Source organism: Bacillus sp. FSL H8-0516 (assembly GCF_038635285.1).
Lineage (GTDB): Bacteria > Bacillota > Bacilli > Bacillales > Bacillaceae > Bacillus > Bacillus safensis.
Window position 1 is genome coordinate 2,390,782 of sequence record NZ_CP152051.1, and the last position, 23,462, is coordinate 2,414,243.

A 23,462-nucleotide genomic window follows, 5' to 3' on the forward strand; every position below is an offset into this window, starting at 1 on the left:
CTTCCAGTTATCAATGTCTATTCATAGCTTAACATAGTGAGAGAAAGCGAGGAGCATGTAAATCTATCCATTCGCCAGTGCGCTTAGTCCTTGCTTGATATCATGTAGTAAATCATCCACATCTTCAATTCCGACGGAAATACGAATTAAACCATCTGTGATGCCAAGCTCCTCCCGGCGGTCTTTTGGAATGGACGCATGGGTCATCCGGGCAGGGACAGAAATTAAGCTTTCAACCGCTCCAAGGCTTTCTGCGATTGTAAACAGCTTAAGCTGGCTTAAAAATACATCGACATGTTCTTCTTTTCCAATATCAAAAGAGATCATGCCGCCGAAGCCGGATGCTTGTGTTTTCGCAAGTTCATGTCCAGGGTGAGTATCGAGACCTGGATAATAAACACGTGTGACGGCTGCATGCTGCTTTAAAAACTCAGCGATTTTCTGTGCATTTTGTTGATGTGCTTCCATTCGTAGTCCAAGCGTTTTCATCCCTCTCATGAGAAGCCATGAATCCTGCGGTCCAAGAATTCCGCCTGTCGAGTTTTGAACAAAGTGCAGTTCTTCTCCAAGCTCTTTCGTCGCTGTGACGACAAGCCCGCCTACAACATCACTATGGCCGCCTAAATACTTAGTCGCACTGTGCAAGACAATGTCTGCGCCATATTCAATCGGCTTTTGGAAATACGGTGTGAAAAATGTATTGTCGACAATCATCAAGATGTTGGCTTCCTTTGTCAATTCGCCGATGGCTTTTAGATCTGTCATTTTGAGTAAAGGATTGGTTGGCGATTCAATGTAAACGGCTTTTGTTTCAGGTAAAATGGCTTTTTTCACTGCTTCAGGATCACTTGTGTCAACAAAGGTTGCAGTAATGCCAATGCGGTTTAGCACCTTTGTGATGACGCGGTAGGTTCCGCCGTACACGTCATCTGTCAGCACAATATGATCTCCGCTGTTAAACAGCATCATCACAGCCGTAATGGCTGCCATCCCTGAACCAAATGCGTAGCCGCTTGCTCCTCCTTCAAGATCACGAATGACTGTTTCCAGGGCAGTTCTTGTTGGATTTGCTGTTCTGGAGTATTCATACCCCGTATGTTCGCCTGCTTTCGGCTGCTTATAAGTACTCACTTGGTAAATCGGTACAGACACGGCGCCTGTTCTTTCATCACCCGTTGTTCCGCTGTGAATCATCATTGTTTTTGGTTTCATTCTATTTTCCTCCCTCATAAATTCCTTTACTTAAATATCGCTCACTGCTGTCAGGAAAAATGGTGACAATGACTGTCCCAGGTGCTGCTTTCTTTGCTTCCTCTAAAGCGGCAAATAAAGCGGAACCGGAAGAGCTGCCGATGAGAACACCTTCTTTTTCAGCTGCTTCTTTCACCATTTGAAACGCATCATCATCACTGACAGTGTAAATCTCATCAAATAAAGCCTGCTCCATATAATCTGGGATAAATTCAAGGCCAATTCCTTCCGTTCTATGCGGACCCGGGTCCCCTCCATTTAAAATTGATCCTTCAGGCTCCACAACCACTGTTTTTAACGACTGATTCTGCTCTTTTAAATAGGCGGCACAACCTTGAAAAGTTCCGCCAGATCCTGCTCCCGCCACGAATACATCGATATTCCCTTTTAAGTCGGACCATAATTCGGGACCGAGCGTTCTGTAGTAAGTCAATGGATTTACTTGGTTTTTAAATTGTAAAACACAATAGGCATTGTCAAGGCTTGCCTCTAATTCAAGGGCTCGATCAATCGCACCCTTCATGCCTTCTTTTCTCGGCGTATGAATAATCTCTGCACCGAGCGCCTTCATCAGTTGTTGTTTTTCTTGACTAAAATGTTCTGGTACACAAAAAATGGTTTGCAATTGATGCTTTCTTGCACTTAGGGCAAGCCCAATTCCTGTGTTTCCAGCAGTTGCTTCAATAATAGTTCCGCCTGGACGCAGTTTGCCAGATGCTAATGCTTCTCTGATGAGCATGTCACCTAAACGATCCTTAATACTTCCACCTGGATTCATCATCTCAAGCTTTGCATACACCTCAACGCCTTCTGGGACGCCAATCCCTGACAGCTTTAAAAGCGGTGTGCGGCCAATTAATTCAGTAATATCCTTTATGACAGCCATATGATTCCCTTCCTTTGTATGGAAAAGAAGGGGGGAACCCCTTCTTTTATTGTGTTTGCTTTATCATACGCAAGACAAGGTCGGTTGAGTGAATCGCTGCTTGCTCAAGGAATTGATCAAAGGAGATATTGGATTCTTTCCCTGCAATATCTGATAGCGCTCGAACGACAACAAATGGCGTACCAAAGAGCTGGCAGACCTGTGCAACGGCTGCGGCTTCCATTTCCACCGCATATAGCTCTGGAAACTTCTCTCTCACAAACGCTACACGATCCGGATCATTCATAAACGAATCTCCTGTTGCAATCGTTCCTTTTGCCACTTGAATATGATCAATTTCTAAAGCAGATTCTTCTGCCAGCTTCACAAGCTTTTCATCTGCAATGAAAGCAGCTGGAAGTCCCGGCACTTGTCCATATTCGTAATCAAAGATGGTCACATCTACATCATGATGTCTCACATCAGTAGAGATGACAATATCACCTACATTTAATGAGTGGTGAAAACCGCCAGCAGATCCTGTATTGATCACATAATCTGGCTGAAAGCGGTCAAGCAGTAATGTTGTGCTGACCGCTGCATTTACTTTTCCAATCCCTGATTTTAATAAAATCACTTCTTTATCTTCATAAACACCTGTTGTAAATTCACACCCAGCGATGTTTTCTTGTGTAGCATTTTTTAGTTGATCTCTTAAAATCGTCACTTCTTCTTCCATTGCACCTATAACTGCGATTTTCAAATCAAAAACATCCTTTCATTCCCTTTTCTTCGCTTCTACGATCCAAACAAAATCATTCATTTGATGAAAGGACGTGCTAAAACCTTCTTCTTCAAAGATTTGCTTTAGCACATCAATGGATGGATAATATTCCGTTTCTAAATCCTCTGCAAGCTGATCGAACCCTGCGGCTCTCGCTTTGTCGATCTGAGCTTGATGTGCTGCTTGATTTTGAAACATTGTATCAGCAAAAACTATTTTACCATCTGAGTGAAGGATGTTGCTATAGGTGTGAATGGCTTGTTTTTTTTCTTCATCCGTTAAATGGTGGAATGCATATGAGCTGACGATCGTATCCGGCTCAAAAGGCGGCGCTGGAAATGATAAAAAATCCCCATCATGAAGTATATTTGGTATTCCTTTTTGAAGAGCTGCTTTCTTCATAGCATCTGATGGTTCAACACCAAACACGTTTTTATCAGCTGCAAGCAGGAGCGCTGTTAGATTCCCCGTACCGCTTCCAAACTCAAGAACATCTTGGCCTGAACGGCGGGTAATTTCTTTTAAAATAGCCGGATACCGGCGAAACACTTCTTTATACTGCTCGTCATGACCACTCACCGTGTCGTCATAAGAGTCAGCCCAATGATCAAATAAAGAAAGAAATTCACGTCCCATTTTCTTTCCCTCCACTTTATCTTTTTATTCCTATGCGTATAGTATGTTTTATTCCGTCGAACAGTTCCTATCCTACCACAACTTCTGTTTCTTTCCTACTAAAAAATACTGGGAGAGGTAGAAAAATATTTGCCCTTCTGAGGGAGAGAGATTAAGATGAATGAAGAGTATAGAGAGGTGAATCAAATGGATTTTCAGCTGGATTTTTTAAAGGATAAAATTGAATTTTTTGAAGCAACATCTTTAAAAGAACTTGAACAAAAGATCCAAAAACAAATTGAACATAATCAGGCGATTCTGCTGACCGTTCATTCTGTCAGTCATCAAACGACTGGGATCGATGAGCGGATTTTGTATACAGCAGTTGTTCATTTTAAAGCGAATGTCTAAACAAAAAAAGATAGCAAATATGCTATCTTTTTTTCGTGTTTATCTTAATTTTTCAACCTTCACAGGTTTCCAGCCTTTTTCATCTACCCACGTAATTTCCACGCGGTAGCGTTCACCTGTTGATTTATCACGGATGGTTCCTTTTGCATCTTGAGGACCTCCGTTATTTCCTAACCAAAGAACGGTCATTTGATCTTCTGAAATTCCTGTCGCATAGGACATCGCTTTGATCATTTCTTTCCAGTCTTTTGATTTAGAATCATAGGTCGCTGTATGTGAACCGGATTGCTCTGTTCCTACAGGCTCCCAGTCATCGTTTTCGTATGTTTTGTCTACGTCACTCGTTTTGCCACCGTCTGTTTCTTTGGCATCTTTTAACGCATCTTTATTAGGTTTTTCTTCATCATCTGTCTTCTTCGTATCGTCGTCTTGATCAGATGAATCATCTTTTTTTGCATCTGAATCATCGGATGTGTCTTTCTTTGGATCTTTCACATCTTCTTCTGAGTTTTGTTTATTTTCACTTGTTGCAGGTGCCGTTTTTGATGGTGCATCCGCTACATCTGGATCTTTCGGCTTATTAAAAATTAACAAACTCGATGCGACAACCAAAATAAGCACCACAACGATACCAATTAATATGTTAAGCACCATATTTGCCTTTCTGCGCTTATCACGATGTTCAAATCGAGAATTTCTACTCAAAATCTCTGCACTCCTTTGCCTCTGTTCCCTAAGTCGTTTCTATTCTAACATGACATGTAGGGATGTTCTATGTCTGTTTCTTTTCAATTTCATTGACCTTTTTTACAATATCATAAAACGCATCATTTGTCTTAGCCCGGCCACTTGTCTCGTCAAGGTGAACAACCACAAGGGCGTATTTTGGTTTTTCTACCGGAAAGTATCCAGCAAACCACTTATGATAAAGCGGATTCCCCTTTTTGTCTTGACCGCCGGTTTGGGCAGTACCTGATTTTCCCGCTACATCGTATGGCAAATCTTGAAACCTTCTTCCCGTTCCCTTGTCAGAGGTCACCACCTGTCTTAAAAATTTTTGCAGCTTTTGGGCTGTATAGCGGTCTATGCTGCCCCCTTCAGGCCGTTTGTTTTGAAAGGACAGCATCGTTGTTCCGTTTTGATACAGCACTTTTTCTGCGATTTTCACTTCTTTTCGTTCTCCTCCTCTTGCGATCGTAGCCATCATATTCGCGATTTGCAGAGGCGTCGTTTTGACATTTTTTTGTCCTATTGCGGTTTGTGCAATGGCTTTTTTGACATGCTTGTCTCTTTTATCTCCCCACACACTGCCTGTTTCTTCACGATCAAACTGTTTGAAGTGCTGCTTATGATAGACATCCCCTTCCCAGCCAGCTCGATCTAAGAGTCCAAGCTTTGCAGCCGTCTTTTCGATGATTTGATCATCTGTTTGAATGAGCCTTTCAGCAAGTGTCGCAAAGGTATAATTGCAGCTCTCAGAGAAACTGTCCGTCAGATTCAGCACTTCCTGTTTTCCTTCAGGCTCTCCATATAAATTCTTTCGACAGTCATACATGGTTTGTGGCTGGTCAAGATTTTTTTCGATTGCTGCGGCAAGCACAGCCGTTTTAAAGACTGAGCCTGGAGCAATCGCTGTCAGCATATAATTTCTTGCCTCATGCCGGTTTTTACTTGTGACATTTGGGGTACTCGCCATCGCGAGTACACTGCTGCTTTCAATGTCGAGCAGAACGGCACCGCCTTTTTCAACGCCTTGTTCTTTGAGCACCTTCTCCATTTCAGCCTGCATGTCTTCATCTATTGTTGTCTGTACCTGAAGTGGATAAAAGGAATGAGCTTCTGCTGTATATTTGACGTCCATACCGAACAAAGGGTTTCCCCTTCCGTCCACATGATATAACAATTTTGTGTCTTGCTCGGGTAATAGAAATTCGTCAAAGGTGCTTTCCAGCCCAAATGTGCCGATTTCAGTACGAATAGAAAGCTCTTTTTTGTCAGGATAACGCTTTCTCAATAGTTCTGGATTCTCGCTTGTGAAACCTAATGTGTGGAGGGCAAGTCTTTTTTTGTCCTTCTCTTTCATATATACGCCGTACACACCTGAATATTTCATATCATTGATGTCTTTCAGCTTTTTTTTCGTAATGTCATCTTTTAAAATGAGAGGTTTTTTCGTTTCTGTTAACTGTTTTTTGAGTTCATCCTCTTCCATCTCAAGAATAGAGGCGGTTTGCTGTAAGCGTGGAAGATCATATTGCAGGAAAGGAAATAAGATAACCGCAGGCTGTTCTTTTGTAAGAAGTGCTTGGCCGTTTCGATCTAAAAACTCACCGCGCCCGTCTGAAATAACGACTTCTTCTGTTCGCTGTTTGACACTTTCTTGTATTAAATTGATATCAAGCTTTGAAAACGATTCTGTGAAAAACAGCTGAATTTCTGCCAGTCTCATCAGAAGACCGAGCATTAGTATAAAAATAATCGCACCTGTCCATTGAATTCTTCTTTTTTTGCGCATAAAAACACCTCGTCCCTATTGTGGACGAGGTGTTTACCTGATAAACGTGATTATGAAATTTTTACAATTTGGACGAACATTTCTCCGCCAGGTGTTTGAACGGTTACTTTGTCGTCTACTTGTTTACCTAAAAGGCTTTTTGCAATAGGTGAATCGTTTGAAATCTTGCCTTCGAACGGGTCAGCTTCTGCACTTCCAACAATTGTGTAAGACTCTTCTTCCCCGTCTGGTAATTCAACGAATGTCACCGTTTTACCAAGTGAAACCACATTTGAATTTCCTTCATCTTCGATAATTTTAGCATTACGAATCATATTATCAAGCGTTGTAATACGGCCTTCTACAAACGCCTGCTCTTCTTTAGCAGAATCATACTCCGAGTTTTCAGAGAGGTCTCCAAAACTTCTAGCGATTTTAATACGCTCTACAACCTCTTTACGTTTAACCGTTTTCAAATATTCAAGCTCTTCTTCTAATTTACGTTTTCCTTCTTCTGTCATTGGAAATACTTTCTCTTGTGCCATGAATCATTCACTCCTTCTATTAATCCTCATCATACAAACTTTCTGCACGTGAGTGACGACTGAAATATACAAGAATGAGGACATGTTCAGGCCCTCATTCCTTCTGTACCATATTCGTAAAAGTCCATCTTACATGGCGTCCCTTTTAGATGCAACTATTATGCCTTTTATTAGACAGGACCACTCGCAGCGGTCTAAAATCGCACAAACTGTGGAAAGGCACAGGAAGCTCCTGTACCTCGTTCGGCCATTTCGATCATATGTAGAAGAATAGCTTATCCATTCTCCATCTTCCAATACATAATATGGTCAGTGTACGATATGTCTATGCTATATTATTACAAAATTGCATTTTGATCAAGAATTGTTTGAAAATTTGTGATGATTTGTTTGTCGTTTTTTTAATATACTTTTTCAATTTCATTCTTTCGCTATGTGGTAGTGATTTCTCCATCTCTTCTTTTCTTCATTGTTTTCTTATCATATCAAACCCTTAAGATTTTTTCCGAGAATGCTGCTCTAATAACAGTCTATAATGCTGCAGCAACACGTTATTGGACAGATAACCAGAGTGTTGCTTCTGTTAGCTCTAATGGGCTAGTGACCGCTCATTCTCGTGGCGATGCCACTATCACTCTTTATAAAAACAAGTTTTTGTGAGAGTTTGGTAAGATGATGCTGAAAAGACCTTTACTATGTAAAGGTCTTTTTCTTCTCCACCATTTACTCTGCTCGATTTTGAAGAATGGTTTGAATTTTTGTGACCATTAAGTCGATCGCCACATGGTTTTGGCCGCCTTCTGGGATGATGATATCGGCGTATCGTTTCGTCGGTTCAATGAATTGATTATGCATCGGTCTGACCACAGATACATATTGTTCAATCACCGAATCGATCGACCGGCCTCTTTCCTTCGTATCGCGTAAAATGCGGCGGATGATGCGAAGGTCTGCATCTGTATCGACATACAGTTTAATATCCATTAAGTCTCTCAAACGTTCGTCTTCGAGCGCAAAGATACCTTCAACGATAATGACATCCTTCGGCTCAACATGAACCGTCTCTTCTGAACGTGTGTTTAGTTTAAAATCATATATTGGTTTTTCAATGGATTCGTACCTTAAGAGCTGTTCCAAATGCTCAAACATCAGGTCATTGTCGAATGCAAGCGGATGATCATAGTTCGTGAGCAGGCGCTCTTCAAATGGCATATGACTTTGATTTTTGTAATATAAGTCTTGCTGAAGCATGAGGATGGAATGTCCTTTAAATTTTTCATAGATTGAATTGGTGACGCTCGTTTTACCTGAACCCGAGCCGCCAGCAATACCAATGACAACTGGTTTACTCCTCATGTGGCTGTTATTTCCCCTTTCTCATCATGTTGCTAGGGTATACTTTTTGATCAAGCTTGAATTTGACGATTTGCAGCGGATGACGAGCGGCATCTAGTTCATTTCCTTTTTCATCCCAAATCGTTTCAATTTTGCATGTGAAATTCTCAATCTCTGGTCCGAAGAATTCGACTTCGTCGCCTTGCTTAAAGAAGTTACGCTGCTGCAATGTCACGATTTGTTCTTTTTCATCATAATGAAGAACAAGACCTGCGAAATCAAATGTCGTTTTCTTCCCATGGATGCCAAACATTTGTTCATCCGTTCCTGGTACGCCTTCGAAAAAGGCTGGTGCTGTGTCACGGTTTGCGCATTTATCTAATTCATCTAACCATTCCTGCTGAATGACAAAATTGTCTGGGTCAGCACAATACGCATCAATGACTTTGCGATATACACTTACAACAGTGGCAACATAATGAATGGATTTCATCCGTCCTTCGATTTTTAAGCTGTCAATTCCCATTTCGATCATTTGAGGAATGGATTCAACAAGCTTCAAATCTTTTGGACTCATTGCAAATGGCGCATCTTCCTCACCAAATAAAGGCGCTTCCTCAGAACCTTCTAGTTTATAAAGATCATAATCCCAGCGGCAGGACTGGCAGCAGCCTCCGCGGTTAGAATCTCTTGCCGTCATATGGTTACTGAGCACGCAGCGGCCAGAGTATGCGATACACATCGCACCGTGAATGAATGTTTCGATTTCAATATCGACCTTTTCTTTCATTTCTCTAATTTCTAGCGCACTTGTTTCACGTGCAAGCACCACACGCTCAAGCCCTTCTTCCTTCCAAAACTGAACAGCTTTCCAATTTGAAAGAGATTGCTGTGTGCTTAAATGGACTTCAAGTTTTGGTGCAACACGTTTACATGTTTCAATGATCAGTGGATCAGCTACGATAATGCCTGCTACTCCAGCGCCCTCGATCCCTTGAAGGTATTCCTCCAGCCCGTCCATGTTTTCATTGTGGGCGAAGATATTTGTTGTCACATAAATGCGTGCGCCATATTTGTTTGCAAATGCGACACCTTCTGCCATTTCTTCAATTGAAAAGTTATCTGCATTTGAGCGAAGTCCAAATTCTTTCCCGCCAATAAAAACAGCGTCAGCTCCGTAATGTACAGCAATTTTCAGTTTTTCCAAGTTTCCTGCGGGTGCAAGCAGTTCTGGTTTTTTTGTAATGACACGTTTCCCATCAATCATTTCAGAAATACCATCTTTCAATAATGCCATTTCCTCTGCCTCCTCTTATCTTAATAAACCGTTTCTTTAAAGAAGAACCCTGTATCAATCGAACGATTCACTGGCTGAATCTCTTCAATCCGCTTCACCCAGTCATCTTTCTGATCTTCATACGCGTCTTTGTCAGTCGTTAGTAAATCAATTGCTTTTCTATAAAGTGATGTCACCTCTGTCATATAAGAAAGTGACTTTAAAATTCCGTCAATTTTAAATGAGTCAATGCCTGAGTCAACAAACTCTTCTAATTCGTCAATCATACACACATCATTTGGACTCATAATATGTGTTCCGTTTGCATCCTCGAAAATAGGATATTTGTTTTGACGCTCTTGGTCATGCAGGAATAGCCCTTCCTCCATGTTTCTGCCTACGACATCCATTTGTTTGCCCTGATATTCAAAGTAGTTGCCGATGAGCGTACGTTTCGATTGAAACATACATGTCATGCCATGGACTTGAATTTCAATCTCCACTTCAGCATTTTCTTTGATGTCGATCACACTGTCCATATTCAGCTCTTTTGCAAGAACAGCACGCGATGCACCTTTTCTTCCCCAGTAGTTACAAGTGTAATAGTTTGTCCCAGTCGTTTCTGTACTCCAGTGAAGATTCAGGTTCACTCCTGTTTCCTTTGCTGCCATGATCACGGCTGGGTCTCCAAAGACGACGCCGTCCACGCTTAATGAATCGAGAAAGGTTAAATAATCTCCAAGCAGCTGCACGCGATCATTATGAAAAATCGCATTCATCGCTACATACACTTTTTTGTGATGGGCATGTGCAAGCAGAGCCGTTTGTTTCACATCTTCTCTTGAAAACTCACCTGCAAGACGAATACCGTATGTTTGTTCGCCTATTAAGAATGCATCAGCTCCTGCCTCAATTAATGGCAGTACGTCTGACACGCTGCTTGGCGTCACAAGCAATTCTGGTTTCTTCATGATTGGTCACCTCTTTTTGTACTAATGGCGATCCCGTCTCCAACTGGAATAATGCACGTTTGGAAATCAGGGTTTGACATGAGCCATTGATTGTATCGATCAATTTTTCCAATTAATTGTTTTTTTCGTTTATCTTCAATTTCTTCTTCATAATTCGTTGCCACTAAGCCTTTAAATAATACATTGTCTGTGATAATCATTCCGTCGTGAGCGAGCATCGGTTCAAACAATTCAAAAAAACGCTTGTACTGCCCTTTTGCGGCATCAATAAAAATCACATCATAGGGCGCCATCGTTTGGACCGTTTTAGCCGATTCCATCGCATCACCAAAAAACACGTGTATTCTTTCTTTTAACTTTAATTCCTCAATGTTCCGTGTTGCTTCTTCATAGCGCTTTGCATTTCGCTCAATCGTATAAATCTCAGCATCTGGAAGAGCTGTTGCCATTCGAATAGCGGAATAGCCAATCGCTGTCCCGACCTCCAGAATTTTCTTCGGCTGTTTCATCGAAAGCAGCTGCAATAAAAGCTCGATGCTCACCTTTTCCATAATTGGTACATGATGCTCTTTTGCATAGATCTCTAATTGAGCGATTGCATCAGGACTTGGGTGAATTAAATGTTCAATATAATCATTTATTCGATCATCTTCGATAGTCATTATCTGTCTAGCTCCTTCATGACCTGAAAAAGAAGAGTCCTGCCTATTGCAGCTCTCTTTCTCGTCAATCTTTCGTTCATCTAAGTAAAAACAACCCGATATATTTTACCACAAAGAAGTAGCAATTGCGAACCTATAAAATGGAGATTCCAACGAAAAAAACTGCAGGCAATCTCGTATTGTCTACAGTCTTTTTCGATTCACTTGTCCATTAATTGCTGCCTGTGATGTATTTCGCTTTTGCTTTATTATGCTCATTTAACGTTTTCGTAAATACGACTTCTCCATTTTTCTTCGCAAGGAAGTAAACGTAATCCGTTTTCTCTGGATGCAGTGCGGCTTTCCAAGAGGATTCACCCGCATTTGCAATAGGTCCAGGCGGCAGCCCTTTGTTGTTATACGTGTTATAAGGAGATTTCACTTTTAGGTCTTTGTAATACACGCGGGATTTATGCTCACCAAGTGCATAAAGAACGGTTGGATCAGTTTGAAGCGGCATGTCTTTTTTCAACCGGTTATAGAATACACTTGAGATTTTTGCCCGATCTGTCTTTTCTGTTGCTTCCATTTCAATCAGTGATGCCATCGTTAACACATCATGTATGGACATGTTTCTCTTTTTCATGTCTTTTTCATACGTTTTCACGTATTGATCTGTTTGTTTAATCATCGTTTCAATGATCGTTTCGAGCGATTCATCCTCACGATAAAATGGATACGTAGCAGGGAATAAATAACCCTCCAACGGATGTTTCACCTGTTTTCCATTCACCTGTGATGTCACGGTTTTCGGATACTTTTTCATTAACGTTTGAATAAAAGCAGGATCATCCAGCTTCGCTTCAACTTCCTTCGCTGAAAAATTCGTCTGGTTTGCAATAATGGCAGCAATATCAGACAGCTGTTTTCCCTCTGGAATCACTAGCTGAAAGGCGTAGTCTGTCCCGCCAGATGTCAGTTTTTTAATCAGTGTGTCTGCGTCCATTGTTTGTTTTAGATGAAAATAGCCTGCTTTAAAGCCGGACGCTTTTTTGTATTTTGCATAATAAGTGAAAATCGTGTCATTCGAAATGAGCCCATTATCTTTTAAAATGCCCGCAATTTCGCGCACAGATGTCCCATTTGGAATATGAATATTAATCGTTTGTTTACTTTTTTGATCGACCGGTCCAAGTGCTGATTTAACATATACAAAGCCTGATAATGCTGCAATGATGATGACAGCAAGGACTGATAACAGGACGATCCCCATTTTTCTTTTGAAGAATGGTCGTTTCTTTTGTTCTGAAAACATGCATGGCCCTCCTCACATCTAGCTTTTATAGTACATGATTCGACGGAGTTCGGCAATTACTTGCTTATGCATCTCATGACAGAACTTGACATAACACGGCTAAACCAATGCCGCCACCGCTTCCAATAGCAGCCATGACATAGCTTCTATTCGGTAAGGCGTGCGCTTCATAAAATAATCTCACCATCATAGCAGCTCCTGACGCGCTGTATGGATGCCCAAGGCAAAGTGCACCGCCTCTTCTATTGATCCGCTCATATGGTATACCCAGCGTCCGGGCAATAAGTGCTGGTTTCAGCGCAAACGCTTCATTGATTTCAAATAACGCCACTTCTTCTGCCTTTATATTCTCTTGATGCAAAAGTTTCTCGATCGCATCAATTGGTGAAGCAGCTGGAAAATGAGGATGTATCGCTGTCACAGCGCTTCCGACATACCGTAACATCGCCTTATATCCACTCGCTTCCGCTAGCGATCTTTCCAACACAGCGACAGCAGCTGCTCCGTCTGCTTCCTTACAGCTATTGGCGGCAGTCACAGTTCCTTTTCCCGGTAAAAATACAGGCTTTGCCCGCTTGATCAGCTTTGCCATCGGTCTTATTTTAGCAGCGGCTTCATCTATGTTCATCCCGTCAATCGAAACGATTTCTTCTGAATATGTACCATGTGTGAATGCCGCTAAACTTCTTTCCCAGCTCAAAAGGGCATAGTCATCTTGTTCTTTTCTCGTGACAGAAAATGCCGACGCGGTCAGCTCTGCTGCTTCTCCCATATGCGGATCTCCTATCCGCTCCGGTGAAAAGCGTGCTCTCTCTTTCATTGGTGAGCTGGAAATGCTCTCAGTCCCGCCAGCGATATACATCGTGCCCTCCCCCGATTGAACCATGACGCAAGCTGTTCGGATCGCTTCAAGACCAGAGGCACACTGCCTGTCAATTGTCATACCAGGAACGTGTAAAGGAAGTCCTGCTTCTAATGAGGACAGACGGGCCATATTTCCACCGCCTCCGACGACATTGCCTAATATGACGTCATCCGGTGTCATGATCTGAGACAAATGCCGGATAAGGGGAGCGGCTAATTGCTCTGGGCGATAATTTTTCAGCATCCCATTTTTGTCACCGAAGGGTGTTCGTTTTGCCTCTACAATCACTGCTTGCATGACAATTGCTCCTCCGCCCACTTTTTCATGCTCGCGCGGGCTATTTTTCCGCCGGATGTTTCAATCATTTGATCAATCACAAGCCATTTTTTTGGTACCTTGTAGGCGGCCAGCTTTTCTTTAACAGCTTGTCGAACCGCCTTTATTTGCGGCACTTGCTCCAGTATGGCAACAGGGATTTCACCCCAATATGGGTCAGGAACGCCAACCACAATCGACCGTTTTACCTCTGGCTGATCATTTAGCACACGCTCAATTTCCTCTGGGAAAATATTCAGTCCTCCATAGACAATCATGCCATTCTCACGACCGCTCATATACAGATAACCGTCTTCATCCAGCCATCCCATATCGTAAACTGTCAGCCACTCCTCCGGCGGTTTCTGCTCATGCAAGTATCCTGAAAACGTCATTGGGCTCTTTACATAAATCCTCCCTGTTTCATTTGGCTGGCAGACAGATTGATCGGGCCGCCTTACTTCTACTTGAATGGAGGAGAAAGGCCGTCCAACAGAAGAAGGTTTTTGCAGAAAGTCATTTGAAGACAAATAAGAGACAAAACTTAACTCTGATGTACCATAAAAATCAAAAAAAGTGATATGTGGATAGTTGGAGACGAGCTGTTCTTTTGACGAGATGCTCCAATCTGCTCCCGATGACATGACAAGAAGCGGATTGTCTCCTTTAAAAGCATCGATTTGCAGTAACGTTTCTGTCATTGTTGGGACAGTATACATCACGGTGATATGACCTGTCTCTAAGGCTTTCTTTGCTTTTCCTGGCACAAATTTTTCTAAAAGCGTCACTGTACCGCCAAAGTATAATGTACTGATGGCACCATATAAAAAGTGTGAGGATAAAAGTGTACCTAATATGAGAACATGATCTTGATGAGTGATTCCAAATGAAGCGGTGGTCATTTGAAAGCTCTCGATCCATGACTGCTGACGCCTAATAAAGGCTTTCGGTGAGCCCGTTGATCCTGACGTAAAACCCATATAAAAGACAGGGTCCTTCTCGGTATCACTTTTACTGCATGGACTGTCTGTGAGAAGACTCATTCTTTCCTTCCATTCAGATAAAGAAAGAATCGGTATGTCCACGCTTCCCTGTTCAAATCTTTTCATCAATCGATCCTCTATAATGGCGAGATCCGCCTCACTTAACAAGAGCTTTTCTACACATTCTTCATGACTCCATCTCGGATCAAGCGGAACGGCTGTCCACCCTGCACAAGCAGCGCCCGCAAATATTTGAAGAAAAGAAGCACCATTTGATAATAAAAAAGCGATTCTTTTTTGCTGATGAGCCGTTTCTTGTAACCACTGCGCCGATCTCTGTACACGTTCGTACCAATCTTGATATGTAATGCTTTCTTGCTCATCTATGATGGCAATCTGATCTGGTTTCATTTCTGCATGTACTGCATAGCTTTCCGTTATTCTGTTCAAACTGCACGCCTCCCTTTATGCAGATCCCTTTTTCGATATGACATGGCCTGTATGATTTTGACCGTAAAGACAGCACACATTCCCGCTTTGATGAGATCACCTGGAAGATAAATCAAACTAAGGAAAGCGGCCTGCGAGACCTTAATATGCATCATCATGGCTTGAAAGGGGATGCCGCATATATACAAAATCACAATACTGCAAACCGCATAGATCACAAAAAGACGCAGTGCGGTTACTTTTTTCAGCCGGTTCACCCATAAGCTGATCATGAAGGCAGCAACAGGATAAGCAAGAAGAAAACCACCGCTTGGCCCAAAGAAGACCCCTATCCCGCCTCTCCCGCCTGACAAAAGAGGTGCGCCTGCTGCCACAACCAAAAGAAAAAGACATAAACTGATCAGTGCTTGTTTTGGCTTTAACAGCCCCCCAGCAAGCAAAAGACCTGCGGTTTGCAATGTAATCGGTACAGGTGTAAATGTAAGTAAAATCGGCGGGATCAAGCCTAACATCCCGATGACCGCTGTCATTAACGCTATTTGCATCATATCTTGTATTTTCAATCTCAATGCCCCTCACTCAATTTATTGTTAAAAACAGAGTAAAAGGTACAATTCATTATGTCAACATAAAATAAAATTAAGTTAACATAGTGATCGTAAAAAAAGACCTGTGAAGAAAGATCAAGAAGATCTGTTCACAGGCCTTTTATTTGTTCTATTCTTCGTCTTCTTGATCTAAGAACGTATTTAACGTTTCTTCAATCATGTCCCATTCTTCATCCGTTTCAATCGGCTCTAGCTCGCCATCTTCACCGTCTTCGTTCGGTGTGAAGCTTGATGCATGAATTTCAATTTCCTCATTGTCTTGTTCAGAAATTGGGTAGTAAAGAACATAAGATTTGTTAAAATGGTCGCTTTCAAAAGTAAATAGTACTTCGCAAAGCTGTTCATTTCCATTATCATCAACAATTGTAATTTGCTTTTCTCCGTGTTCCATTTGATTCACCTCATTTTAATTTAAGCTGTCTAAATATCCTTGCAGGATCATGACAGCCGCCATTTTATCAATGACTTTTTTACGCTTTTGTCTGCTCACATCTGCAGAGATGAGCATTTTTTCCGCTGCCATTGTTGACAGACGCTCGTCCCAAAGCACAACAGGAACATTGTACGTGTTTTCTAGCACTTTCGCAAATGATTGGCTGGCTTCGCCTCTAGGACCGACCGTACCGTTCATATTTTTTGGAAAGCCAAGTACAATTTTATCCGCTCCGTATTCCGCTATGATCTCAGACAGGCGGCTGAGACCAAAGTCTCCGCCTGCTTCATCAATTTTAATTGTTTCAATCCCTTGCGCTGTCCATCCCATTTCATCACTGATCGCAACACCAAGGGTTTTCGTGCCTAAATCTAAGCCCAAAATTCTCATGTTTTACGCCTCTTTATGTGTCTCTAAGTACGATTTAACCAATTCCTCAATTAATTCGTCTCGTTCTAGTTTACGAATTAGGTTGCGTGCATCCTGATGTCTTGGAATATAAGCAGGGTCGCCTGACAGCAAGTATCCGACGATTTGATTGATCGGGTTGTATCCTTTTTCTTGGAGTGCGTCATGAACTGTAATGAGCACTTCATTCACATTGGTTTCAGCTGAATCATCAGAGAAGTTAAACTTCATTGTCTTATCAAATGAACTCACTGCTTCTTGCACCTCTCTTCCAACATTCTACTAGCAAGCTTTTTTCTAACCGCTCATCTAATACCATTATTCTACACTACATTGCCTGATTATAAAACGGATTTGACAGATTCTTCGACAGTTGCCAGTGCTTCTTCAAGCTTTTCTGGTTGTTTTCCGCCTGCTTGTGCCATGTCTGGACGTCCGCCTCCGCCTCCGCCGCAGATTTCAGCTGCCTGCTTCACAAGCTTCCCTGCATGCAGACCTTTTTCGATCACGTCTTTTGTTACTCCTGCTGAAATGTTTACTTTTCCGTTTTGAACGGCTCCCAGGACGATGACAGCTGATCCTAATTTAGCTTTTAAGTCATCAACCATTGTTCTTAAATGGTTCATGTCTTTAGCATTTACTTTTTCAGTTAATACTTTCACTCCGCCAACTTCTGTCACCTTCTCTAAAATAGAGCCTGCTTCTGCTTGGCTTAATTTCGCAAGGAGAGATTCGTTTTCTCTTTGAGCCTCTTTTAAATCTGCCTGTAATGAAGCAATCCGTTTTGGTACATCCTTCGTATTTGACTTCAGCTCACTTGCTGCCTGCTCTAAAATCGCCAGCTGGTCATTTAATTCTTCATAAGCACCTTTACCAGTCACAGCTTCAATACGGCGTGTTCCAGCACCAATACCCGACTCAGATGCAATTTTAAACAAACCGATTTCCGCAGTGTTTTGCACGTGACAGCCGCCGCATAGCTCGATGCTGTAATCGCCCACTTGGACAACACGCACGATATCGCCATACTTCTCGCCAAAGAGCGCCATTGCACCCAATTCTTTTGCTTCAGCAATTGGTTTCAGGTCAATGGCAACAGAGATGCCTTCCCAAATTTTTTCGTTGACGATTTTTTCAATTTGAGACAATTCTTCTTTCGTCACTTGTCCAAAGTGAGAGAAATCAAAGCGAAGTCTGTTTTCATTTACCAATGAACCTGCTTGGTTTACGTGGCTTCCTAATACATCTTTCAGCGCCTGATGCAGAAGGTGTGTCGCTGTATGGTTTTTGACAATCCCTTTTCGAAGAGCTGATTCCACTTCTGCAGTGACCTCGAGACCTTTTTGAGCCGTACCGCTTACGACGACTCCTTCATGGACATGCTGACCGTTTGGCGCTTTTTTCACATCTTTGATCTCAATGATGGCTTCTGCACTTTTTAGTGTTCCTTTATCCGCTACTTGTCCGCCGCTTTCCGCATAGAAAGGCGTTTCATCTAACAAGATTTGCACCGTGTCTCCTTCATGTGCTTCAGAGACAAGTTCACCATTTTGAAGCAATTCGATAATGCGAGTTTCCGCAGTTAAATTTTCGTAGCCAACAAAGGTACTTTCCACTTTAATATCGCCTAAAGCGCCGCCTTGAACCTGCATACTGCCGACATCTTGTCTCGCATTTCTTGCCCGTTCACGCTGCTTCTCCATTTCCGCTTGGAAGCCTTCTCGATCAACTGTCATGTTTTCATCTTCTGCGTATTCTTCCGTCAGCTCGACAGGGAATCCATACGTGTCATACAGCTTAAATACATCTTCACCTGAAATCTGTGAGCTGCCTTTGTCTCTTTCTTTTTTGATCACTTCTGACAAAATAGCTAACCCTTCGTTCAGTGTTTCGTGGAAACGTTCTTCTTCGTTTTTGATGACTTTCGCAATAAATTCTTCTTTTGCTTGTACATCTGGGTAGAAATCCTTCATGATCTCAGCAACAACTGGCACTAGATCATACATAAACGGACGATGGATATGGATCGTTTTTGCATAACGCACAGCGCGGCGCAGCAAACGTCTTAATACATATCCGCGGCCTTCATTGGAAGGAAGCGCACCGTCGCTTACAGCAAAGGCAACTGTCCGGATATGGTCAGCAATGACTTTAAATGCTGTATCTTTTTCCTTCGCCAAACCATAGCTTTCTCCAGAAATGGTTTCGACTGCACGAATAATCGGCATGAAAAGGTCTGTATCGAAGTTCGTTGGCACATTTTGAATGACAGATACCATTCGTTCAAGGCCCATCCCTGTATCAATGTTTTTCTTCGGCAGTGGAGTGTATGATCCATCTGGATTATGGTTGAATTCAGAGAACACGAGATTCCATACTTCTAGATAACGCTCGTTTTCTCCGCCTGGATATAGTTCTGGATCGTTCATGTCGTCACCGTATGATTCACCGCGGTCATAGAAAATTTCTGTATTCGGTCCGCTTGGGCCCTCGCCAATATCCCAGAAGTTGCCTTCAAGACGGATAATACGTTCTTCAGGCACACCAATTTTATCTCTCCAAAGGATATATGCTTCTTCGTCCTCTGGGTGGACTGTCACAGATAACAAATTCGGATCAAAGCCAATCCACTCTTCACTTGTGAGGAATTCCCACGCCCATTCAATGGCCTCTTCTTTAAAATAATCACCAATAGAAAAGTTTCCAAGCATTTCAAAGAACGTGTGATGACGTGCTGTCTTCCCTACATTTTCAATATCATTCGTACGAATCGATTTTTGCGCGTTGCAAATACGCGGATTGTCAGGTACGACGCGGCCATCAAAGTATTTTTTTAATGTTGCCACCCCACTGTTGATCCATAAAAGTGTCGGATCGTCATGCGGTACAAGTGACGCACTCGGTTCTACAGCATGTCCTTTTTCTTTAAAAAAGTCTAAAAACATTTGACGTACTTGAGCTGAAGTTAAAGTTTTCATTCAAAAATCCTCCCTTATCATTCATCAATCTCCACACAAACGAAAAAACATCCCGCCCTATGCAAGCACAAAACGACTTACACAGGGACGAGATGTTCTCGCGGTACCACCCTGATTATAGACAAATTCGTCTATCACCTTCACATCCGATAACGCCGGAAGAGAGCGGCAGTGTTTATCTGCACTCGGGACTAGCTTCCGTTAAAGGTCTGATAAGGCTTTTCTCAGCAAATAAAGCCTCTCTCTGCAACAGCTTTTTAACGTACTCGGGTCCGTCATTGAATTTCAATATGTATGAATCGAAATTATTATAGACAACTCGGCTCGTCTTGTCAATGAACGCTTCGTCTCATCAGGATATATTGCACAATGATCACCCTGATAATCGCAGCTGCTGGTACGGCTAAAATCATCCCAATTAAGCCAAATAGCTCCCCTCCTGCAAGCAAGACAAGCATAATGACGACAGGATGCATATGAAGACTTCGTCCTACAATGATCGGGCTGAGGACATTGCTCTCTAAAAATTGCAGCACCGCTACTGTGATCAATACGATGATGACCGATTTCACTGAGATGGTAAACGCAATAAAGATGGCAGGAACTGCGCCAATTATCGGTCCAAAATACGGAATCACGTTCGTTGCTCCTATCAGCATGCCAAGAACGAGCGGATACGGGATATGAAAAAGCCAAAGCACAATGGCTGCTGCACCCCCGATTAAAGAACAGACAAGCAGCTGCCCTCGAATATAATCACCAAGCGATTCATCCACTGCTTTCACAAAGGCATGCCCCCTCTTCCTAAATGACGGCGGCGTTAAATACCATGCCGCCCGTTTCATCGTATTCATGTCTTTTACCATATAAAAAACAAGAAAAGGAATAAGTGCTGCAACTAATGCGTAATCAAATAAAACTTTACAGCTAAGAATCATCCGCTCAGCGCTATTGGCTGCATATGTCTCCGATTGAACAATGAAGCGGTCCAAGCGGTCATGAAGTCCGTCAGGCCAGTGGCTCGTATGATGATGGATATGTGATAAAGCGCCATTATACGTTTCAGCGATGACAGGAATTTGTTCTGACAGCTCATTTAACTGTGCAATCATAACAGGCGCTCCTTTATATACCGCAAAACCAATCCCGCCAAAAAACAGGACATAGATGAGTAAGAGACTGACTGTTCTCGGCAGCCCTCGTGCATGCAGTCTTTCCACAATCGGATAAAGCAGATAAGAAATAAAAATAGCGATGAAAAGCGGAATGAGAACCGCCTTCAGCAATAAAAAAACAGGCATCCATAACTCGTCGAGCTGCAGTAAAATGAGCAAGGATGCAAGGACAAGCAGGACCCCTGCAGCATATATTAGAAATTGGATCGGACGTTTCTTCACCTTTTTCACCTCTTTTCTTATTGTTTAACCATCTTCTGCAATTATCCACGTAAATAAAATTTGTCCTAACTTTGTTAAAAATGAATACACATGAAACATACAGCTCCATCCAAAGTCACTGTTTGCTGTAAAATCTCGTCAGAAAATATTCCATCATTTACTTCTTTTTACACAAGTTGTGCTAGAATCCACTTTAGCTTTAGCCAATGAAACACAAGAGGAGGTTCTTCATGATCACATTCGAAGAAGTCAACAAGCATTATGGCCAGTTCCATGTACTTAAGGACATTAACCTACATATTCAAAAAGGGGAGGTTGTTGTGATCATCGGTCCTTCAGGGTCTGGTAAAAGCACGATGCTCAGGTGTATCAATCGTCTTGAAAGCATTGATGCGGGAAAAGTTCTCGTCAACCAAGTGTCTGTTCAGCATCCGAAGACCAACATCAATCTTGTTAGGCAAAATATCGGAATGGTCTTTCAGCATTTTCACCTCTATCCGCATAAGACGGTGCTTGAAAACATTATGCTTGCGCCGATGAAGGTCAAAAAAGTGAGCAAGGAAGAAGCAAAGGAAACAGCTGAATTTTATTTAAATAAAGTCGGCATTCCTGAAAAGGCAGACACCTACCCTTCACGACTCTCGGGCGGACAGCAGCAGCGCGTTGCCATTGCAAGAGGGCTTGCGATGAAGCCGGAGGTGATGCTTTTCGACGAACCGACATCTGCACTTGATCCAGAGATGATCGGCGAGGTATTAGATGTGATGAAGCAGCTGGCTCGTGAAGGCATGACCATGGTTGTCGTCACACATGAAATGGGCTTTGCCCGCGAAGTGGCTGACCGCATTGTCTTTATTGATGAAGGCAGAATTCTTGAAGAATCAACACCGGCTGCATTTTATGAAAAACCGCAAGAGAAACGTGCTCAATTATTTTTAAGCCGTATATTAAATCACTAGGGGGAATGGTTTGATGAAAAAAATGAAACGCTTTGGCCTGCTGCTCTTTATGACTTGCTGCATCGCCGCTTTGGCTGCTTGTGGATCTACTGAAAAAGGCTCAACTGATGCGAAACAAGGAAGTTCTTTAGAAGCCATTAAGAAAGACAAAAAAATCATTTTCGGTGTAAAAAATGACACACGTTTATTCGGTCTAAAAAATCCGAGCAGCGGTGATATTGAAGGATTTGATATTGACATTGCAAAAGCCATCACAAAGGAAATACTCGGCGATGAAGGAAAAGCAGAATTTAAGGAAGTGACATCTAAAACAAGAATTCCTTTGCTTCAAAAAGGGGATATCCATGCGATTGTTGCGACCATGACAATTACAGAAGAGCGTAAAAAAGAAGTCAATTTCTCAGATGTTTACTTTGAAGCAGGACAATCACTGCTTGTGAAAAAAGGAAGCGACATTCAATCCATTGATGATCTTAAAAAAGGAACGAAGGTGCTGGCCGTGAAAGGATCTACTTCTTCTCAAAATATCCGTGAGAAAGCACCTGAAGTATCCGTATTAGAATTTGAGAACTATCAAGAGGCTTTTACAGCTTTAAAATCAAATCAAGGGCAAGTGCTGACAACTGATAATGCGATCTTATTTGGTATGGCAGATGAGGATTCAAATTACGAAGTCGTCGGCGGCACCTTTACAGATGAGCCTTATGGCATTGCTGTGAAGAAAGGGGATCAAGAATTAACAGATGCGATCAATAAAGCTTTAAAAACGTTAAAAGACAATGGAGAGTATGACAAAATTCTTAAAAAATGGATCAAAGAATAACATTTGTTTCGTCAAGATCAATGCCTCAGGTGAGCCGCTCAAAGGCTCCCCTGTTAATCAGGAAGGAAGTGAACTGATTGCTGCGGTTTTCCATTCTCACTGAAAATGTTCATCTTTATTTAGAAGGCTTTAAATATACCATTGGTGCAAGTGTCATTGCTCTGATTGGAAGCTTTTTGATCGGTACACTCATTGCCATTATGAGAATTGCGCCATTTAGGCCGCTCAACTGGTTCGGAACGGCTTATGTTGAATTTATTCGGAATATTCCGTTATTATTGATCACCTTTGTTTTCTTCTTTGGTTTACCGGTGCTGGGTATTGTAGCAGATGGCTTTACTGCTGGTACGATTGCTCTTGCCATTTATACGTCTGCCTTTATTGCTGAAGCCATTCGTGCAGGGATACAAGCTGTACCGCTCGGACAAATGGAAGCAGCCCGCGCCTCAGGTCTGTCATATGGCGGGACGATGCGGTATATCATTTTGCCGCAGGCGATTAAAATCGTCATTCCCCCTCTTGGGAATCAATTTATTAACCTTGTCAAAAACTCCTCGATTTTAGGTGTCATTGCAGGGTTTGATCTCATGTATCAAGGAGACCTTATTGCGTCTAGAACATTTGTGACGTTTGATGTCTACATCTTTGTTGCGATGTTCTATCTGCTATTAACCATTCCGCTCAGTTTAGGTGTTGGTTATTTAGAAAGAAGATTAGCAAGAAGCCACTAGAAAGGAGGA

Annotated in this window: 24 protein-coding genes, 1 pseudogene and 1 other annotated feature; of the genes and pseudogenes, 5 read left to right on the top strand and 20 right to left on the bottom strand. The window is 42.2% G+C overall.

Annotated features, from left to right (window positions below):
- Positions 1 to 63 precede the first annotated feature (63 nt).
- The 4 genes from MHB67_RS12115 to MHB67_RS12130 are packed head-to-tail and all read right to left on the bottom strand — an operon-like array spanning position 64 to position 3,536.
- Positions 64 to 1,212, bottom strand: coding sequence for a bifunctional cystathionine gamma-lyase/homocysteine desulfhydrase (locus MHB67_RS12115; protein WP_024423100.1), 1,149 nt, complete (start codon positions 1,210 to 1,212; stop codon positions 64 to 66).
- Position 1,213: 1 nt separating this feature from the next.
- On the bottom strand, positions 1,214 to 2,137 hold the full coding sequence (locus tag MHB67_RS12120) for a cysteine synthase family protein (RefSeq protein WP_213404624.1): 924 nt from the start codon (positions 2,135 to 2,137) through the stop codon (positions 1,214 to 1,216).
- A 46-nt stretch (positions 2,138 to 2,183) separates the two neighbouring features.
- Complete coding sequence (gene mtnN, locus MHB67_RS12125) at positions 2,184 to 2,879, bottom strand: 5'-methylthioadenosine/S-adenosylhomocysteine nucleosidase (RefSeq protein ID WP_024423101.1); 696 nt, start codon at positions 2,877 to 2,879, stop codon at positions 2,184 to 2,186.
- Between the two features lie 15 nt (positions 2,880 to 2,894).
- Entirely contained in the window at positions 2,895 to 3,536 is a 642-nt protein-coding gene (locus MHB67_RS12130) for a methyltransferase domain-containing protein (protein ID WP_342492537.1), read from the bottom strand.
- Between the two features lie 186 nt (positions 3,537 to 3,722).
- Here MHB67_RS12130 and MHB67_RS12135 point away from each other — a divergent pair, with 186 nt between their 5' ends.
- Positions 3,723 to 3,926 (top strand): YrzA family protein, encoded by a 204-nt coding sequence (locus MHB67_RS12135; RefSeq protein ID WP_342492929.1) that lies wholly within the window; start codon positions 3,723 to 3,725, stop codon positions 3,924 to 3,926.
- Between the two features lie 39 nt (positions 3,927 to 3,965).
- Here MHB67_RS12135 and MHB67_RS12140 read toward each other — a convergent pair whose 3' ends face one another.
- From MHB67_RS12140 to greA, 3 genes are all read right to left on the bottom strand, one after another.
- Entirely contained in the window at positions 3,966 to 4,631 is a 666-nt protein-coding gene (locus tag MHB67_RS12140) for a YrrS family protein (protein ID WP_106025820.1), read from the bottom strand.
- A gap of 67 nt (positions 4,632 to 4,698) precedes the next feature.
- Positions 4,699 to 6,441 (bottom strand): penicillin-binding protein 2, encoded by a 1,743-nt coding sequence (locus MHB67_RS12145; protein ID WP_342492538.1) that lies wholly within the window; start codon positions 6,439 to 6,441, stop codon positions 4,699 to 4,701.
- A 50-nt stretch (positions 6,442 to 6,491) separates the two neighbouring features.
- Complete coding sequence (gene greA / locus MHB67_RS12150) at positions 6,492 to 6,965, bottom strand: transcription elongation factor GreA (RefSeq protein WP_008358505.1); 474 nt, start codon at positions 6,963 to 6,965, stop codon at positions 6,492 to 6,494.
- A gap of 525 nt (positions 6,966 to 7,490) precedes the next feature.
- Between greA and MHB67_RS12155 the strand changes: the two are divergent.
- Positions 7,491 to 7,625: pseudogene (locus tag MHB67_RS12155) on the top strand (Ig-like domain-containing protein); the annotation flags it as partial.
- 63 nt (positions 7,626 to 7,688) lie between these two features.
- On the opposite strand, the gene udk reads toward MHB67_RS12155, so the two are convergent.
- The 13 genes from udk to MHB67_RS12220 all read right to left on the bottom strand — a co-directional run bounded on the left by udk (position 7,689) and on the right by MHB67_RS12220 (position 20,940).
- On the bottom strand, positions 7,689 to 8,321 hold the full coding sequence (gene udk, locus MHB67_RS12160) for a uridine kinase (protein WP_024423106.1): 633 nt from the start codon (positions 8,319 to 8,321) through the stop codon (positions 7,689 to 7,691).
- A gap of 7 nt (positions 8,322 to 8,328) precedes the next feature.
- On the bottom strand, positions 8,329 to 9,597 hold the full coding sequence (locus MHB67_RS12165) for a U32 family peptidase (RefSeq protein ID WP_024423107.1): 1,269 nt from the start codon (positions 9,595 to 9,597) through the stop codon (positions 8,329 to 8,331).
- A 20-nt stretch (positions 9,598 to 9,617) separates the two neighbouring features.
- The gene (locus MHB67_RS12170) at positions 9,618 to 10,547 is read right to left on the bottom strand and encodes a peptidase U32 family protein (protein WP_342492539.1); all 930 of its coding nucleotides are present in this window, start codon (positions 10,545 to 10,547) and stop codon (positions 9,618 to 9,620) included.
- Complete coding sequence (locus MHB67_RS12175) at positions 10,544 to 11,209, bottom strand: O-methyltransferase (RefSeq protein ID WP_024423109.1); 666 nt, start codon at positions 11,207 to 11,209, stop codon at positions 10,544 to 10,546. Before MHB67_RS12175 ends, MHB67_RS12170 begins: the two co-directional genes overlap by 4 nt.
- Positions 11,210 to 11,420: 211 nt before the next feature.
- Complete coding sequence (mltG, locus tag MHB67_RS12180) at positions 11,421 to 12,503, bottom strand: endolytic transglycosylase MltG (protein ID WP_103131901.1); 1,083 nt, start codon at positions 12,501 to 12,503, stop codon at positions 11,421 to 11,423.
- Positions 12,504 to 12,576: 73 nt separating this feature from the next.
- On the bottom strand, positions 12,577 to 13,665 hold the full coding sequence (locus MHB67_RS12185; RefSeq protein WP_103131900.1) for an acetyl-CoA C-acyltransferase: 1,089 nt from the start codon (positions 13,663 to 13,665) through the stop codon (positions 12,577 to 12,579).
- Complete coding sequence (locus tag MHB67_RS12190; protein WP_103131899.1) at positions 13,653 to 15,116, bottom strand: acyl-CoA synthetase; 1,464 nt, start codon at positions 15,114 to 15,116, stop codon at positions 13,653 to 13,655. Before MHB67_RS12190 ends, MHB67_RS12185 begins: the two co-directional genes overlap by 13 nt.
- Positions 15,113 to 15,679 carry a biotin transporter BioY gene (locus MHB67_RS12195; protein ID WP_073206472.1) on the bottom strand — a complete coding sequence of 189 codons (567 nt, stop codon included), beginning with the start codon at positions 15,677 to 15,679 and terminating at the stop codon, positions 15,113 to 15,115. Before MHB67_RS12195 ends, MHB67_RS12190 begins: the two co-directional genes overlap by 4 nt.
- 154 nt (positions 15,680 to 15,833) lie before the next feature.
- Positions 15,834 to 16,115 carry a DUF1292 domain-containing protein gene (locus MHB67_RS12200; RefSeq protein WP_024423112.1) on the bottom strand — a complete coding sequence of 94 codons (282 nt, stop codon included), beginning with the start codon at positions 16,113 to 16,115 and terminating at the stop codon, positions 15,834 to 15,836.
- Positions 16,116 to 16,130: 15 nt separating this feature from the next.
- Entirely contained in the window at positions 16,131 to 16,547 is a 417-nt protein-coding gene (gene ruvX / locus MHB67_RS12205) for a Holliday junction resolvase RuvX (RefSeq protein ID WP_024423113.1), read from the bottom strand.
- Positions 16,548 to 16,550: 3 nt separating this feature from the next.
- Positions 16,551 to 16,817, bottom strand: a complete 267-nt coding sequence (locus MHB67_RS12210; protein ID WP_008358522.1) for an IreB family regulatory phosphoprotein — start codon at positions 16,815 to 16,817, stop codon at positions 16,551 to 16,553.
- A gap of 89 nt (positions 16,818 to 16,906) precedes the next feature.
- On the bottom strand, positions 16,907 to 19,543 hold the full coding sequence (alaS, locus tag MHB67_RS12215) for an alanine--tRNA ligase (RefSeq protein WP_342492540.1): 2,637 nt from the start codon (positions 19,541 to 19,543) through the stop codon (positions 16,907 to 16,909).
- An 80-nt stretch (positions 19,544 to 19,623) separates the two neighbouring features.
- Positions 19,624 to 19,831, bottom strand: a binding site (T-box leader).
- Between the two features lie 44 nt (positions 19,832 to 19,875).
- Positions 19,876 to 20,940: an AI-2E family transporter gene (locus MHB67_RS12220; protein WP_103131898.1), complete on the bottom strand. Its 1,065-nt coding sequence runs from the start codon at positions 20,938 to 20,940 to the stop codon at positions 19,876 to 19,878.
- 230 nt (positions 20,941 to 21,170) lie between these two features.
- Between MHB67_RS12220 and MHB67_RS12225 the strand changes: the two genes are divergently transcribed.
- The 3 genes from MHB67_RS12225 to MHB67_RS12235 all read left to right on the top strand — a co-directional run bounded on the left by MHB67_RS12225 (position 21,171) and on the right by MHB67_RS12235 (position 23,453).
- A complete protein-coding gene (locus tag MHB67_RS12225) occupies positions 21,171 to 21,899 on the top strand; it encodes an amino acid ABC transporter ATP-binding protein (protein WP_024423116.1) in 729 nt (242 codons plus the stop codon).
- 13 nt (positions 21,900 to 21,912) lie between these two features.
- Positions 21,913 to 22,722, top strand: coding sequence for a transporter substrate-binding domain-containing protein (locus MHB67_RS12230; protein ID WP_103131897.1), 810 nt, complete (start codon positions 21,913 to 21,915; stop codon positions 22,720 to 22,722).
- 77 nt (positions 22,723 to 22,799) lie between these two features.
- Positions 22,800 to 23,453 (top strand): amino acid ABC transporter permease, encoded by a 654-nt coding sequence (locus MHB67_RS12235; protein WP_024423118.1) that lies wholly within the window; start codon positions 22,800 to 22,802, stop codon positions 23,451 to 23,453.
- Positions 23,454 to 23,462: the final 9 nt, after the last annotated feature.